This window comes from Bacteroidetes bacterium SB0662_bin_6, assembly GCA_009839485.1.
Lineage (GTDB): Bacteria > Bacteroidota > Rhodothermia > Rhodothermales > VXPQ01 > VXPQ01.
Map to the genome: position 1 here is coordinate 1 of VXPQ01000009.1, position 14,721 is coordinate 14,721.

At 57.3% G+C, this 14,721-nt stretch carries 15 protein-coding genes; 8 read left to right on the plus strand and 7 right to left on the minus strand.

Features of this window, described 5'->3' with window-relative positions:
* Positions 1–200: 200 nt before the first annotated feature.
* The gene (locus tag F4Y00_00885; protein ID MYE03521.1) at positions 201–755 is read right to left on the minus strand and encodes a cob(I)yrinic acid a,c-diamide adenosyltransferase; all 555 of its coding nucleotides are present in this window, start codon (positions 753–755) and stop codon (positions 201–203) included.
* Positions 756–961: 206 nt separating this feature from the next.
* On the opposite strand from F4Y00_00885, the gene F4Y00_00890 reads away from it, so the two are divergent.
* The 3 genes from F4Y00_00890 to F4Y00_00900 are packed head-to-tail and all read left to right on the plus strand — an operon-like array spanning position 962 to position 2,435.
* Positions 962–1,402 carry a hypothetical protein gene (locus F4Y00_00890; GenBank protein MYE03522.1) on the plus strand — a complete coding sequence of 147 codons (441 nt, stop codon included), beginning with the start codon at positions 962–964 and terminating at the stop codon, positions 1,400–1,402.
* A 4-nt stretch (positions 1,403–1,406) separates the two neighbouring features.
* On the plus strand, positions 1,407–1,907 hold the full coding sequence (locus F4Y00_00895; GenBank protein ID MYE03523.1) for an HNH endonuclease: 501 nt from the start codon (positions 1,407–1,409) through the stop codon (positions 1,905–1,907).
* A gap of 45 nt (positions 1,908–1,952) precedes the next feature.
* Positions 1,953–2,435, plus strand: a complete 483-nt coding sequence (locus F4Y00_00900) for a hypothetical protein (GenBank protein MYE03524.1) — start codon at positions 1,953–1,955, stop codon at positions 2,433–2,435.
* Here F4Y00_00900 and msrP read toward each other — a convergent pair.
* The 6 genes from msrP to gap all read right to left on the minus strand — a co-directional run bounded on the left by msrP (position 2,424) and on the right by gap (position 9,466).
* On the minus strand, positions 2,424–3,431 hold the full coding sequence (gene msrP / locus F4Y00_00905) for a protein-methionine-sulfoxide reductase catalytic subunit MsrP (GenBank protein ID MYE03525.1): 1,008 nt from the start codon (positions 3,429–3,431) through the stop codon (positions 2,424–2,426). The genes F4Y00_00900 and msrP overlap by 12 nt on opposite strands.
* A gap of 51 nt (positions 3,432–3,482) precedes the next feature.
* A complete protein-coding gene (thiC, locus tag F4Y00_00910) occupies positions 3,483–5,366 on the minus strand; it encodes a phosphomethylpyrimidine synthase ThiC (GenBank protein ID MYE03526.1) in 1,884 nt (627 codons plus the stop codon).
* 267 nt (positions 5,367–5,633) lie between these two features.
* Positions 5,634–6,329 carry a glycosyltransferase gene (locus F4Y00_00915; GenBank protein MYE03527.1) on the minus strand — a complete coding sequence of 232 codons (696 nt, stop codon included), beginning with the start codon at positions 6,327–6,329 and terminating at the stop codon, positions 5,634–5,636.
* A gap of 1 nt (position 6,330) precedes the next feature.
* Positions 6,331–7,218 (minus strand): amidinotransferase, encoded by an 888-nt coding sequence (locus F4Y00_00920; protein ID MYE03528.1) that lies wholly within the window; start codon positions 7,216–7,218, stop codon positions 6,331–6,333.
* Between the two features lie 39 nt (positions 7,219–7,257).
* A complete protein-coding gene (locus tag F4Y00_00925) occupies positions 7,258–8,448 on the minus strand; it encodes a phosphoglycerate kinase (GenBank protein ID MYE03529.1) in 1,191 nt (396 codons plus the stop codon).
* A 16-nt stretch (positions 8,449–8,464) separates the two neighbouring features.
* Positions 8,465–9,466 (minus strand): type I glyceraldehyde-3-phosphate dehydrogenase, encoded by a 1,002-nt coding sequence (gene gap, locus F4Y00_00930; GenBank protein ID MYE03530.1) that lies wholly within the window; start codon positions 9,464–9,466, stop codon positions 8,465–8,467.
* A 328-nt stretch (positions 9,467–9,794) separates the two neighbouring features.
* On the opposite strand from gap, the gene F4Y00_00935 reads away from it, so the two are divergent.
* The 5 genes from F4Y00_00935 to F4Y00_00955 all read left to right on the plus strand — a co-directional run bounded on the left by F4Y00_00935 (position 9,795) and on the right by F4Y00_00955 (position 14,704).
* Complete coding sequence (locus F4Y00_00935; protein MYE03531.1) at positions 9,795–10,490, plus strand: tetratricopeptide repeat protein; 696 nt, start codon at positions 9,795–9,797, stop codon at positions 10,488–10,490.
* 8 nt (positions 10,491–10,498) lie between these two features.
* Entirely contained in the window at positions 10,499–11,884 is a 1,386-nt protein-coding gene (locus tag F4Y00_00940; GenBank protein ID MYE03532.1) for a sigma-54-dependent Fis family transcriptional regulator, read from the plus strand.
* A gap of 31 nt (positions 11,885–11,915) precedes the next feature.
* On the plus strand, positions 11,916–12,629 hold the full coding sequence (locus F4Y00_00945; protein ID MYE03533.1) for an ABC transporter ATP-binding protein: 714 nt from the start codon (positions 11,916–11,918) through the stop codon (positions 12,627–12,629).
* A 145-nt stretch (positions 12,630–12,774) separates the two neighbouring features.
* A complete protein-coding gene (gene nadA, locus F4Y00_00950) occupies positions 12,775–13,770 on the plus strand; it encodes a quinolinate synthase NadA (GenBank protein MYE03534.1) in 996 nt (331 codons plus the stop codon).
* A gap of 79 nt (positions 13,771–13,849) precedes the next feature.
* Entirely contained in the window at positions 13,850–14,704 is an 855-nt protein-coding gene (locus tag F4Y00_00955) for an MBL fold metallo-hydrolase (GenBank protein ID MYE03535.1), read from the plus strand.
* Positions 14,705–14,721: the final 17 nt, after the last annotated feature.

Below are 14,721 nucleotides of genomic sequence, written 5' to 3' on the forward strand. Positions count from 1 at the left end.
ACGTCTTTCTTTAAATTCCCTTATACACCCCCACGCTTAGGCGGTATAAAACTTTTTGGGGGCCCTTTTGGGCGGGTGGGAGGCCGCATGCCGGATGTATTGTTCGGAACTGCCGAATATCGACGAAATACGGAATTCCGAGAAGCAGCGTATTCTATCAACGTACGGCATTTCCTGCGGTTTCGCAACCGCCAGCAGCATTATTTCGGTTTCCACAGGTGTTCCTTTCCTCCTGCCGTGCTATTTGCCCATCGCGCCAGCACGAACAAGTAATCAGATAGCCGATTCAGGTAGGCCAAGGCGGCTTCATTGAGCGGTTCGCTTTCTGCGGCTGCAACGACCCGCCGTTCGGCCCGGCGACAGGTCGTTCGCGCGACATGGAGTATGGATGCGATCGATACGCCTCCGGGAAGAATGAAATTATCCAGAGGCGGGAGGTCTTCTTCCAGGCAGTCTATTTCCTGTTCGAGCCGCTCTATGTGCGTGGTTGCCAGGCGTGGTACAGCGGCTTTGCTGTCCAGTGGTGTAGCAAGGTCGCTTCCGGCTACGAAAAGATCGTCCTGCAGGGCTGCAAGAAGTTTGTCGAGACGTTCACAGGCCGGGTGTTCCGAGGCGAAGGCCCGCGCCATGCCGAGCAGCGCATTCGTTTCGTCGACGGCGCCATAAGCTTCGATGCGTACATGTGCTTTGGATACCCGGTTACCTCCGAACAGGCCGGTATCCCCGCGGTCTCCCGTGCGCGTATATATTTTCATGGGGCGAGCATGCTTGCTGCGAAGGGGTACACGTATTTTTATGACAGAATATGCAAGGAATCGGGACCCTTGGGAGCATGCCGTCGTGCAAGCGGTGGCTGATCGTTTTCGTTGATCGCTCCGCCAATGTGATCCGATGCCTTTTGCGCAAGGTAATGTTTTCCCGAAAATGCTTTGCCGGTTTTTGCATTGCGATGCTTGCGGGCATGTTCCTGTCTGCCGGGTGCGATACGCAGGAGGAGCAGGATGATTTTGCAGAGCAGGCAAGTCGTTCTCCGGAGAACATTACGCGCGTCGATGCGTCTGGAAAAATTTTATCCGAAGACAAGGACGATTGGCGGACGGCGCCTGTATACGTGGGGGAGATCAGGGTAGACCCGGCCATGCCGAATCCGGCGCCGATCGGGGATTTTATCACGATCCGCGTCACCGTGACCGTGTTTGATGCCGTGTATTCCCCGCTTCGTTTGAAAAACCTGCACGACAACCGCTTGCAAACGCTTTCTGAAATAGAACAGGCCAGCGACCCGGGAGCCTATCTGTTTCATGTGCCGGTTTCCCTGATCGGGCCGGTCGGCTTGCATCGCCTGCTCATTTTCGATGGCATTGGCGAAATCGTTTCGTACGGCGACGTACTTGTCCAATAACGCTATGAATGGCCACGTACTCGTACTGAACAATGACTACCGCGCATTGACGACATGCAGCGTCGAGCGTGCAGTAGTGCTGGTCTTTCTGCAAAAAGCCGAACTCGTCGAGTCCGTACCGGATCGATACGTCCGGTCGCCGACGACCCGGTATCCCTTTCCCAGTATTGTACGGCTCAGGACATACGTACGCGTTCCGTACAAGCGGGTCATGATTACGAGAAAAAACATTCTCCGACGGGATCGATTCCGGTGCCAGTATTGCGGGTGCCGCGAGAAATTGACTGTGGATCATGTGACGCCCCGGTCCCAAGGCGGGCGGGATACCTGGGAAAATCTTGTGACGGCCTGCACCCCGTGCAACAACAAAAAGGGAAATCGTAAACCCGAAGAGGCCGCTATGCCGCTGTTTCGTAAGCCGTACCGGCCCAGTCACGTGATGTTTATCCGCGATTATATCGGGATATTGCACGAGGCATGGAAGCCGTATCTATTCCTCAAATAGCCGGTCGCCGACCGCTTTTCGCACCGCTCCCTAAACCGCCTTCTTATGCGTCATCGTGCTTCCCTGCTCGTGGCTCGTCTTTTATGGGTGTTTCCCGGTTTGCTCTTTTTGCTGGCGGTCAATCAGGCGGTAGTGACGATGAATCTCCGGGAAACGGTGCGAACCGGCGCCGTGGTCAAAGCGGATGTGGTGGCGCTTTCCACCACCGACCGGGCAGATATCACCATGGCGTCGGCTCATCTCCGGGTACCTGAAGCGGACGGCTCGTATACCGAGCACGTGTTGCCGCTTCCCATTACGTTTGTGCGGTCGCTCGAGGGGAGCGATTCGCTGGACGTGTTTCTGTCCGGAGGGCCATCGCAGGAAGTGGTGATCGCGGCGATCGGCCGCGCTCAATGGCGTCTTGCCGGTATAAACGGCGGAATTGCCCTCTTTGGATGCATTCTCCTTTCCTGGGGCGTGTACGCCTGGAATCGATACCTGCACAGGAGGGGAGACCCTGCGGAAGTCGCCGGGTTACCGCGCTAAGGGTCTGCCGGGCTGGCGGGGTTCGCCCGGGTATAGTGCGGATACCCATTCGTCGTATCCGTTGAAAATTTGCGTGGGGACACGCTCGTCGATTTCCAGCAATGTTTCCGTGGCCTGGCTCCAGCGCGGATGGGGAATATTCGGATTCACGTTCGACAAGAAGCCGTATTCCAGGGGTTGCAGGTCGTTCCAGAAGGTCCCCGGCTGGCTATCCGTGAATTCAATACGTACGATAGCTTTCGGTCCCTTGTAGCCGTATTTCCAGGGAAGGGCGAGTCGCAGCGGAGATCCGTTCTGCTTCGGGAGGGGCTCCCCGTACATTCCGGTTACGACAAAGGCCAATTCGTTCATTGCCTCGTCCATGCGCAGGGCTTCGTAATACGGCCAGGGATACCAGTGCTGCTTTCTGATGCCCTCCATTTGATTTGGGCGGTTGACCGATACGAAGCGCACATGAGTCGCCCGGGAAAGCGGTTTGCACCGTTCGATGAGTTTGCTGAGCGGGAACCCTGTCCACGGCACCGTCATGGCCCAGGCCTCGACGCACCGGAAGCGGTACAGGCGTTCTTCGATATCCATGGTGCGGATCAACTCCGCCACATCGAATGTGAGCCGTTTTTCGACGAGCCCGCGTACCCGGATCGTCATCGGAAACGGTTCATAGGGCTCCGTGAGAGGCCAGATTTCCTTGGAGGCCCCGTCGAATTCGTAGAAATTGTTGTAGGAGGAGGCGTAGATGCGTCCGGTTACCGCCCGTTCCGGGACAGAGAATGCCTCGTTGCGCGCGGCCGGATATCCTTCACGCGGTGCATTGTCCGGAATGGTGTCCAGCGGCCCGAACGAAGTCATGGAGCATCCCATGGCGCCAAGGGCCGCCATCCCGATGGCGCCCAGACCCAACTCCTGGATGAATTGCCGCCGATTCCGGTACGTATGTTCGGAAGTTACGTCGTTTTCTCTGGCTTGCCAGCGCGGGCGCAGAACGATATGGGCCATGACACTCGATAGAAAGAATCAGGTGAAACGGAGGGCGGGGTCTCCTTAAATCTAATCCAACTGCTCGACATAGATCTCTTTTCCTTTTTCCGCAAATTCCCGGGCCTTGGAATCCAGTCCCTTCTGAATAGCGTCCGTTTCGGAGAGACCGTGTTCCCGGGCATACTTTCTTATATCCTGCGTGATTTTCATGGAGCAGAATTTCGGACCGCACATGGAACAGAAATGCGCGACCTTTGCCCCTTCAGCCGGCAGCGTCTCGTCATGAAAATCACGGGCCGTATCCGGGTCCAGCGAGAGATTGAACTGATCGTTCCATCGGAATTCGAACCTTGCCTTGCTAAGTACATTGTCCCGAAGTTGCGCAGTGGGGTGGCCCTTCGCCAGATCCGCCGCATGGGCGGCAATCTTGTAGGTTATGACCCCGTCCTTGACGTCTTTTTTATTGGGAAGCCCCAGGTGCTCCTTTGGCGTCACGTAACAGAGCATGGCGGTTCCGTACCACCCTATCATCGCTGCCCCTATGGCGGAAGTGATGTGGTCATAACCGGGTGCTATATCGGTCGTAAGCGGCCCCAGGGTGTAAAACGGAGCCTCCCCGCATGTCTCCAGCTGCCTCGTCATGTTCTCCCGTATCATCTGCATAGGGATGTGTCCCGGACCTTCTATCATGACCTGAACGTCATGCTTCCAGGCTATCTTCGTAAGCTCTCCCAAGGTGTCCAACTCAGCGAACTGGGCGTCGTCGTTCGCGTCGGCTATGGAACCCGGCCGGAGGCCGTCACCCAGCGAAAAGGCTATATCATACGCCTTCATTATCTCGCATATTTCCTCAAACTCCGTGTAGAGGAAACTTTCCCTGTGGTGCGCGAGACACCATTTCGCCATAATGGAGCCGCCCCTGGAAACGATTCCGGTCACCCTGTTGGCCGTAAGCGGTATGTAGCGAAGAAGAATCCCTGCGTGTATGGTGAAATAGTCAACCCCTTGCTCAGCCTGCTCGATCAGGGTATCTCTGTAAATCTCCCAGGTAAGCTCTTCCGGTTTCCCATTCACTTTTTCAAGGGCCTGGTATATGGGAACCGTTCCTATCGGAACCGGGGAATTCCTTATGATCCACTCTCTGGTTTCATGGATATTGTCCCCCGTCGACAGGTCCATTATGGTGTCGGCTCCCCATCGACACGCCCAGACCGCTTTTTCCACTTCCTCCTCAATACTTGAGGTAACCGCTGAATTCCCGATATTCGCATTTATTTTTACGAGAAAGTTTCGCCCTATTATCATGGGCTCGCTTTCGGGGTGATTTATGTTATTCGGAATTATGGCGCGCCCCGCTGCGACTTCTTCCCGTACAAATTCGGGCGTGATGCGGGACGGCTGGATACGCGCGCCGAAATCCATCCCTTCATGATAAGATCCAAGCTGCCCGTAGTAATTCTCCCTGAGTTCGTCGATTCTCTGATTTTCCCGTATGGCTATGTACTCCATTTCAGGGGTTACGATGCCCCTTTTAGCATAGTGCATCTGCGTTACATTGCGCGAAGGGGCGGCACGAAGGGGTTTCCGGGTATTTCCGAAGGTTATCCCGTTGGTTCTTTCGAGCCTTTTCCGTGCGAATTCCGAGGAGAAATCGGGCAGTTCCAGCACATCCCCCCGCTCCTTTATCCACGTTGCGCGAAGCGGCGGAAGCCCTTTGTGCACGTCGATATCGGCTTCAGGATCGGTGTAGGGGCCACTGGTGTCATAAAGGGTTATCCTGAATTTTTCCGCGCCGGGGTTTTCAGAGATCGTATCCTCGGTTTCGACCTCCCTCATCGCAACCTTGATATCGTGGATTTTTCCCTCCACGAATATTTTTTTCGAATTCGGGAAAGGATCTCTCGTAATGGCGGTTTGTGCAGGTATTTTTTCTTTTTTCCGAGAAGAACCCATGAGCGGCCAACCTCTTGGCGAAAATGTATGGGACGTTAGACCAGTGCAGGGGATTGTACGCCTGTTTACAGAAAACCCCGGGACAAAAAGCGCTTCGGGTTTTCACCGTTCGGAGCCGTCTCTACATGGAGGACATCCTGCAGAATTACAGGTCGTAACGCAAACCCTGGTCACTTCGTACCCTACCCTGCGGGTTTGCTTGTGTTCCATGCATGCGTTCCGGTATTGAAAATGGGCGATACGGCAGGCGTTGGTGAAATCCGGGGGTTATCCTGTACGGGCTTTTTGTTTTCCATACGGGTACCAGCTTGCAAGGGTTTTCGGGTCCGCCCCGATCGCGTACCGGATCCACAGGTAGGTGTTTTGGAGTTGTTGCAGAAAGGGTCCGCGTTCCCGAAAACGGCGCGCCGAAGAGGTGACATAATTCTTTAGAAAGACGAAGCCGCCGCGTTCGTGGAGCTTGCGCACGAGTTCGATGTCCTCAAAAATGGGGAGATCCGGATAGCCGCCCAATTCCTCGAATACGGAACGCCGAACGAAACAGCCACGGTCCCCGAAACAGATCCGTGGCGCGTGCAGGTACGTGAACCAGCTGTAAAAGCGAAGAAGGGGGGTATTGCGGTCGAATCGGAGCCGAAAGGCGCCCCCTGCCAATTCGGGATCGGATAATGTACCCCGCACCTTTTCGAGGCCGTCGGGGGGCAGGAGCGTGTCGGCATGCAGGAAAAGCAGGATATCCCCTCTGGCTTGTGCAGCTCCCGCATTCATTTGTCTGGATCGTCCGCGTGGCGCCTGGACGACTCGTCCGTACCTGCTCGCAATAGCTGCCGTTTTGTCGAGAGAGCCGCCGTCCGCGACAATGATTTCATGTTCGGGCGCCTGCCGGCTTACGGACCGCAACGTGTTTTCGATGCCCGCAGCCTCGTTCAATGCTGGGATGATCACGGAGATGAGCGGTTCCACCTTACCATGTGGTTAACTTCATGCAATACACCGCCGCGCCGGCCTTAAGAAATTCTCCGATGTCGATTTCGATCGGTTCGAACCCCGCATCCCGCAGTTTTTGCGTGGTGTGCGGACACCCTTTCTGAAGCAGCACGTGCCGCCCGTCCGGGCAATGCGCATTACACGCCAGCCGTTCGCGGCCCTCGGTTTCCGGGACTTCTATGATACGTTCGAAGAGTCGGTGAATCATGGCTATATCTTCGGGACGCAGTGCAGCCGGGCAGATGAGCGCCGTGCGTTCGTCCAGCGTGCAGAGACACGTATCGAGGTGGTAGAAGGCTTCGTCGTCGAGTCGTATTGGAATAACGGGTACGTCCAGCATGGCCGAAATGGCATCATGGGTAGCTCGGTCGGTGCGCTGGCCGTATCCGCCCCAAATCAGACGTCTGCCGGGATGCCAGATGGCGTCTGCGCCTCCTTCGAAGGTAAGCCCCTCGGGGAGATGCAGCACATCATACCCCAGTTCACGAAAAAAGCGCTCGTAGTGTACGCTTTCGTCGTATCGGGACGCTGTGGCCATACGACTCATAATAACCCCCGGCGATTTCCCGTCCGGAGACAGGAATGCTGCGGCGGCATTAGCCGCAAAAACCATATCGTACAGTTTCTCTACGCCCTGGGTGCTGTGTACTTCCATGCCGAGGGCCCGGTAGGTATCCCGCAGTGTTTCCCATTGGCGCTGTGCCCGGACACGGTCCACGTTGCCCACATGACCGGCCATATGCGGGTTGATTACGTATTGCACATCATAGTGCGCCGGCGTTGCCATGACAACACGCCCCTGCAGGGGTATCGCCGGGCAATCGCTGACAGCGAAGTCGATCTGATCGACGGATTCGTAAATCATGACCGTAAGAATGCACGAAGAAATCCGGGCGCCGGTGAACTATCTGTCACTCAGCGCCGCAATGCCGGGCAGGATCTTGCCTTCCAGAAACTCCAGCATGGCGCCGCCGCCCGTCGAGACATGGCTCACAAGCTTTTCGTACCCCGCCTGAGAGACTGCTGCTACTGAATCCCCTCCACCTACCACCGTAAGGGCGCCGTGCGCAGTGGCTCCGGCAAGCGCTTTGGCCACAGCGAACGTTCCTGCGGCGAAATTCGACATTTCAAATACGCCCATCGGGCCATTCCACACGATGGTGCGCGCTTCTCCGATTGCACGACCGTATTCCCTGATCGTTTCCGGGCCGATATCGAGACCCATTTGCCCCTCGGGAATGGCGCCGGAAACGATGTGTCGAGGAGCCTCGTTGTCGAACGCGCCTGCCGTGACATGGTCAACCGGCAGCCTGATTTTGCCGCCGGCTTGTTCGTACAGCGCTTTTGCATCGTCGAGGCGATCCGTTTCCACTCTCGAAACCCCTGTTTCGTGCCCCAGTGCTTTCAGAAAGGTGTAACTCATGGCGCCGCCGATGAGCAGCGCATCGACCCGATCAAGCAGGTTTTGGATGACGCCGATCTTGTCAGATACCTTTGCGCCGCCCAGTACAGCCACATACGGCGGCTCCGGACTATCAAGCAACTTCGACAGGTATTCGATCTCTTTATCGAGGAGCAACCCCATGCCTGCTTCTTTAACCCGGTGCGCTACTCCCTCTGTCGAAGCGTGGGCGCGATGGCAGGTGCCGAATGCATCGTTTACATACAGCTCTGCGAAGGCAGCCAGTTCCCCGGCAAGATCAGGATCATTCTTCGTTTCTCCCGGATGGAACCGGGTATTTTCGAGCACCAGTACTTCTCCTTCGTTCAGTACGTTGATGGCCTGCCGGCTTGCCGGGTCCGTCGGCCCCGTGGCATGGTCTGCAAAGTGCACGGGCGCCCCCAGCAATTCTTTCAGGCGGTCCGCGACGGGGCGCAGTGTAAAGGCAGGATCCGGCTTACCCTTCGGGCGGCCAAGGTGGCTCATCAGGATGGCCTTTCCGCCGTTTGCAAGGATGGTGCGTATCGTAGGCAACGCGGCCCGGATGCGCGTGTCGTCCCCGATGGCGCCATCCGCGATCGGTACGTTGAAGTCAACGCGCACCAGCACACGCCGCCCACGCACCGTCATGTTTTCGATGGTCCGTTTGCGCATGCGTCTGTACTTCCGGTCAGCCGGCGATTTTTTGGACGAGTTCCGCCACCCGGCACGAGTATCCCCATTCGTTGTCGTACCATCCGACGATTTTCACGGTGGTGCCGTTCGCCATGGTGCACGGCGCATCGAAGATGCAGGAATGCGGGTTGTGGAGAATATCGTTCGACACGAGCGGTTCCTCACTGTATTCGAGCAGTCCCTTCAGGTCGTTTGCTGCGGCTTCGCGGAACGCCGCGTTGACTTCTTCGATGGAGACTTCCCGGTCCAGTTCGGCCGTGAGATCCGTAATGGAGCCGGCCGGCGTCGGCACGCGGAGCGCCATGCCGTCCAGCTTTCCCTGCAAGTGCGGCAGCACGAGGCCCACCGCCTTGGCGGCGCCGGTCGTGGTGGGTACGATGGAGAGGGCTGCAGCTCGTGCCCGGCGCAGGTCCGAATGGGGGCCGTCCACGAGCGCCTGGTCCGACGTGTAGGCGTGCACCGTGGTGATAAAGCCGCGCTTCACACCAAACCGGTCATCGAGAACCTTGACCATCGGAGCGAGGCAGTTCGTGGTGCAACTGGCATTGGACAGGAGTTTTTCTTCACCGGTCAAGGTGTCGTCGTTGACCCCGATCACAACCGTGGCGTCTACCGCGCCCTTGGCGGGCGCCGAGACGATCACTTTCGAAGCGCCGGCTTCGATGTGCTTGCCGGCCTGCTCTGCTGAGCGAAAAATTCCGGTGGATTCCACCACCACATCCGCGCCGAGGTCTCCCCACGGGAGCCGGGCGGGATCCCGCTCCGAAAAAACCGGGAATACCTTTCCGTCCACGACAAGCGAGTTTCCATCGACGTGCACATCGCCGGGAAAACGGCCATGCACCGAATCGTATTTCAGCAGGTGCGCGAGGGTGCCGGCACTGGTCAGGTCATTGATGCCGACGATATGAAGATCTTCAAGATGACGTTCGAGGATCGCGCGGAATACGAGCCGTCCAATGCGTCCAAAACCGTTAATTCCAAGCTTGATGGCCATGAGGTTTGTATACGATTTTTTGAAAAAGCAGGCCCGGTAAGGGCGTGTGCGGGTTTAATGGGTTAGGCCGGCGCATGCCGTGCGGTGCAGTAAACGGCCCCCAACCGGCTTCGATCCATGTCAGATTCCCGGATTTGGTGAAAATCTTGTCTAAAAATGACGTACTGCCGGATCGGCGCTCCTTTTGAAGGAAAATGATGGACCCTCTGTGCGTACATACGCATAAAAGCGGCAATCCGTATTTTTACAGGATACCCGTACTGCGGATTCCCGTACTGCGGATTCCCGTAATGTTTCCCGAAATTTACTGCGCGCATCCCGCGAATCTATGCCAGCCCCCCGAAGTATTTCCAGAAGACATGAGTTGCGTGAGGACAAGGTTGTCACGTTCTATGCGCGTGCGTGGCGATTCGTGGACGCCAACAGGAAGGTGGTCTACGGCGGGGCCGCTGCCCTTGCAGTGATTGCTGCTGTGATCGTCGGGAATGTTTTCTATCAGGGCCGACAGGCCTCCGAGGCGGAGGTGCTCCTGGCCCAGGTCCTGCCCCTGTATGAGGAAGCATCGTACCAGCAGGCACTGGACGGATCGCTGGAGAATCTGGGCTTGCTGGAAATTGCTGATGAGTACGGTAGTACGCCTGCAGGAAATCTTGCGCGGTTCTATGCAGCGGATGCACTCTTCAATCTGGGCGAATACGACCGGGCGCTTTCGTACTTCGAGGATTTCGACAAGGGGCCGGACTTTATCGGTGCGGGCGCCATTGCGGGGGAGGCGGCGGCCTGGGAGCAGCGCGAGGAATATGCCCGCGCCGGGGATTTGTACCGGCGCGCTGCACGTCACTTCGAAAGTGAACTGACGACGCCGGAATATCTCCTGCATGCCGGTCAGCTCTACGAGCGGGCGGGGCAATACGAGGATGCCCTCGAACAGTACGAAGCAGTCGAAGCGGAATATCCCGAATCCAGCCAGGCTGCAAATATCCGGGTATATATTGCACGTGCAACGGCGAAACAGTCATCCTGACCGATCGCATGCCTCCTGTTATTCTTGTTGTCGACGATGAACCGAGTATTCGACGTACGCTACGCGAAATATTCGAGTACGAAGGGTTCGGCGTAGAAGAAGCCGTCGACGGGGAAGAGGCCCTTGCCCGGCTGCGCGCCGGGCGGTACGATGTCGTTATGCTCGATGTCAACATGCCGAAACGGGATGGCATGGAGGTCCTCGCCGTGGCGCGCGAAGAAATGCCCGAGACGCCCATTGTTATGCTCTCCGGGCACGGCGCCATAGAGACGGCTGTGAAGGCAACCAAGCTGGGGGCGTACGATTTTATCGAAAAGCCGCCCGACCTGAATCGCTTGCTTGTTTCCGTACGCAACGCCATGGACCGGGGGGTTCTGGCCACAGCGAATCGCCGGATGAAGGAAGCGATAGACGCCTACGAGGGCGAGCTCACCCCTATCCTTGGCGATAGTCCTGCTATTTGCGCCGTCCGCGACACGATTGAACGCGTTGCGCCTTCGGAAGCGCGTGTGCTCATTACGGGCGACCCCGGTACGGGAAAGGAACTCGTTGCAAAGTGGATTCGCCACCTGTCGCCCAGAAAGGACGGGGCGATGGTAGACGTGAACTGTGCCGCGATCCCCGACGAATTGATCGAAAGCGAACTCTTTGGCCATGAGAAGGGGGCTTTTACCGGCGCGGTGAAGCAGCGTATCGGCAAATTCGAGCAGGCGGACGGGGGTACGTTGTTTCTCGACGAGATCGGGGACATGAGTTTGTCTGCCCAGGCCAAGGTGCTGCGGGTGCTTCAGGAAAACAATATCCAGCGCGTAGGCGGGGATCGGGTCATTCCGGTGGATGTACGCATCGTCTGCGCCACCAACAAGGACCTTGCTTCGTGCATCCGGGAGGAAACCTTTCGGGAGGACCTGTACTACCGGCTCAGCGTGATTCCCATACATCTTCCGACCCTGCGGGAACGTGTCGAAGATATTCCTGTCATCGCTGCCCGTTTTTGCGAGGACCTCGCACGGCGCAACGGCCGGCCCGGAAAGCATTTTACCGCGTCGGCCATGAAGCGCCTCATGGAGCAGGAATGGCGAGGCAATGTGCGCGAACTGCAAAACGTAATAGAGCGTCTCATCGTGCTTACGGCCGATGACGAGATTCGTGTAGAGGATATCGACCGCTATGCGTTTTCCCGGGAAACCTCCTGGGATCCCCTGATGGATCTGCTTGCCAGGACGGAAGACTGGGGTGATTTTCGCGACACGGCGGAAAAAATGTTTCTTGAGCGGAAATTGAATGATTTCGATTGGAACATTAGCCGAACCGCAGAAGCCATTGGGATGCAAAGGTCTCATTTGTACAACAAGATGAATAAATACGGGATCGAACGCGAAGAGGGAGCATAGTTTGAGTGTGGCGGAACATACCCTGGAATCCATGGGGGATACCCCCCGGGGTGCGCCGCTTCTGAGTGTGCGCGCGCTTAGAAAGAGCTACCCTTCGGGGGGTGATCGATCCTTGCAGGTGCTCCGTGGCGTGGATTTCGAGGCGCGTTCCGGCGAAGTGGTGGCCATCGTAGGGGAAAGCGGAACCGGCAAGAGCACCCTGCTACATCTTCTCGGGGCGCTTGACCGCCCGGACAGCGGCTCGGTGTATTGCCGGGGCAAGGAGGTGTTCAGCGCGTCAGACGAGGAGTTGGCTGCATTCCGCAACCGGGAGATCGGGTTCGTTTTTCAATTTCACCACCTGTTGCCGGAGTTTACGGCGCTCGAAAATGTGGCCATGCCGGCACTCATTCGCCACCAGCGCCTTTCGGAGGCCCGTGACCGCGCCATCATGCTTCTCCGCATGTTGCATCTGGATGATCGGGCGGAACATCGGCCCGGCGAGTTGTCCGGGGGGGAACAACAGCGGGTTGCCGTGGCCCGGGCGCTTATGAACCAGCCGGGTCTGGTGCTGGCTGATGAGCCGTCGGGCAATCTCGATGTGAAAAACGCTGCGCATCTGCATGAGGAAATGCTTCGGCTTAGCCGCGATTTCGGGTGTACGTTCGTGCTCGCCACGCACAATCCTGCACTGGCGGCGAGCGCCGATCGGGTGCTTCGGCTTGAGGAGGGCGTACTGCGTCAGGAAACTCCGGACAGGGTCTGATGATTAGGGCCTGTTGACACTATGCAGCGGCGCTCTGCGCCGTTTCCGTTTCAGAGAACGCACAGAGCGTTACGGCGTTACATTTCCTTACTGCTTTTGCGAGCGGAGATACGCTACCGTACGGTCACTATTTCTCCCGTGCATTATGGTGGACATTCCGGTATTGGACAGGGAGGCCGGTTTTATCGACGCACCCGTCGATCCTATGCTGAATCTGTTTGAGGAAATCGAACGGATGAAGCAGGAAAAGAACGCGGTGCTCCTGGCGCACTATTATCAGGAACCGGACATTCAGGACATCGCCGATTATATAGGCGACTCGCTGGGGCTCGCCCGGAGAGCCGCCGAGACGGACGCGGATATCATTGTATTCGCCGGCGTGCATTTCATGGCGGAAACGGCGAAAATCCTGAATCCCGGACGAAAAGTGTTGCTGCCGGATCTGAACGCCGGGTGTTCTCTTGCGGACTCGTGTCCGGCGCCCGAACTGGCTGCGTTCAAAAAGCGCCATCCCGACCACCTTGTGGTCTCCTACATTAACTGTACGGCGGGCGTGAAAGCGCTCAGCGACATTATTTGCACCTCGTCGAACGCTGCACATATCGTGTCCTCCATTCCGGAGGACCAGCCGATTATTTTCGCGCCGGATCGTAACCTCGGGCGGCACCTTGTGCGGGAAACGGGGCGCGATATGGTGCTTTGGGAAGGGGCATGTATCGTACACGAAACGTTCAGCGAGCGCAAGTTGCTTCGTCTGAAAGTGCGCCATCCGGATGCATTGGTCCTGGCGCATCCCGAGTGCGAGGAGCCGGTCTTGCGCCATGCGGACCATATCGGCTCTACGACGTCCATTCGCCGTTTTGCCCGGGAAAGTGCGCATGATGCCTTTATCGTGGCGACGGAAGAAGGCATTCTGCACCAGATGCGCAAGGATAGCCCCGAAAAGACATTTATTCCGGCGCCGCCGGAAAGCGGGTGCGAATGCAGCCGGTGTCCTCACATGCGGCTCAATACCATCGAGAAAGTGTATCTCTGCTTGCAATTCGAGGAGCCCGAGATGCATATGGAGGAGACAGTGCGCCTGGCGGCGCTCCGTCCGATCGAGCGCATGCTGGAACTGAGCGAGGGAGTGGGTACATGATGGTCGTACAATGCCTTGATCAGAGTATCCCCGGGTATTCCGCCTCCGGCAGGTCGAACGCATACGATCGGTAGGGCGGATGGCGCGCATCGGTTCCTACGAACTGCATACGATCGAGACGGGTCGATTCGGTCTGGATGGCGGCGGCATGTTTGGTGTGGTGCCGCGTGCGTTATGGGAGCGCCATATCCGGCCGGACGACAAGAACCGGATTACGCTTGCCCTGCGTTGCCTGCTTCTGGAGGGAGACGGGCGCGTTATTCTCATCGACAACGGCATCGGTACCAAGGGCAATGAGAAATTCGCCAGCATCTATTCCGTGGATTACACCGATACCGAGCTGCACAGGTCGCTTGACCAGGCAGGTTTCCGTGCGGCGGACGTGACGGATGTCGTGTATACCCACCTGCATTTCGATCATTGCGGCGGCGGCACCGCAACAGGCCGGAATGGCCCGGTCCCGGTTTTTGAAAATGCATTGTATCACGTGCAGCGCGCGCATTGGGAGTGGGCGTTACACCCGAACGCACGCGAAGCCGCGTCATTTATGAAGGAAAATATGGAACCGCTCGAGCGTGCCGGACAACTGCGTCTGATAGACGGGCCGGGTGCGCTTTTTCCCGGGGTCGAGGCGATCGTTGTGGATGGACATACGGAGGCGCAGCAACTGGTGAAAATATCCGACGAAGAACGCACGCTCGTTTTTGTGTCGGATCTCCTGCCTACAGCGGCCCATTCAAGGGGGGCCTGGACTGCTGCGTATGATGTGCGTCCGCTTGTGACCCTAAAAGAAAAGGCGAATTTTCTTGAAGATGCCGTAGAGGGGGGATGGCATTTCTTTTTCGAGCACGACCCGGTGACGATTGTGGGTACGCCCGTGCGTACGTCCAGGGGCATTGCTGTTGCAGAGGAACGGCCCCTCGAAGAACTGTAGGATACGCTGAACTTCGC

Excerpts from the sequence above, each read along its gene's own strand:
- F4Y00_00885 (MYE03521.1), bottom strand. The coding sequence starts at position 755 with ATGAAAATATATACGCGCACGGGAGACCGCGGGGATACCGGCCTGTTC.
- F4Y00_00890 (MYE03522.1), top strand. The coding sequence starts at position 962 with ATGTTCCTGTCTGCCGGGTGCGATACGCAGGAGGAGCAGGATGATTTT.
- F4Y00_00895 (MYE03523.1), top strand. The coding sequence starts at position 1,407 with ATGAATGGCCACGTACTCGTACTGAACAATGACTACCGCGCATTGACG.
- F4Y00_00900 (MYE03524.1), top strand. The coding sequence starts at position 1,953 with ATGCGTCATCGTGCTTCCCTGCTCGTGGCTCGTCTTTTATGGGTGTTT.
- msrP (MYE03525.1), bottom strand. The coding sequence starts at position 3,431 with ATGGCCCATATCGTTCTGCGCCCGCGCTGGCAAGCCAGAGAAAACGAC.
- thiC (MYE03526.1), bottom strand. The coding sequence starts at position 5,366 with ATGGGTTCTTCTCGGAAAAAAGAAAAAATACCTGCACAAACCGCCATT.
- F4Y00_00920 (MYE03528.1), bottom strand. The coding sequence starts at position 7,218 with ATGATTTACGAATCCGTCGATCAGATCGACTTCGCTGTCAGCGATTGC.
- F4Y00_00925 (MYE03529.1), bottom strand. The coding sequence starts at position 8,448 with ATGCGCAAACGGACCATCGAAAACATGACGGTGCGTGGGCGGCGTGTG.
- gap (MYE03530.1), bottom strand. The coding sequence starts at position 9,466 with ATGGCCATCAAGCTTGGAATTAACGGTTTTGGACGCATTGGACGGCTC.
- F4Y00_00935 (MYE03531.1), top strand. The coding sequence starts at position 9,795 with ATGCCAGCCCCCCGAAGTATTTCCAGAAGACATGAGTTGCGTGAGGAC.
- F4Y00_00940 (MYE03532.1), top strand. The coding sequence starts at position 10,499 with ATGCCTCCTGTTATTCTTGTTGTCGACGATGAACCGAGTATTCGACGT.
- F4Y00_00945 (MYE03533.1), top strand. The coding sequence starts at position 11,916 with ATGGGGGATACCCCCCGGGGTGCGCCGCTTCTGAGTGTGCGCGCGCTT.
- nadA (MYE03534.1), top strand. The coding sequence starts at position 12,775 with ATGGTGGACATTCCGGTATTGGACAGGGAGGCCGGTTTTATCGACGCA.
- F4Y00_00955 (MYE03535.1), top strand. The coding sequence starts at position 13,850 with ATGGCGCGCATCGGTTCCTACGAACTGCATACGATCGAGACGGGTCGA.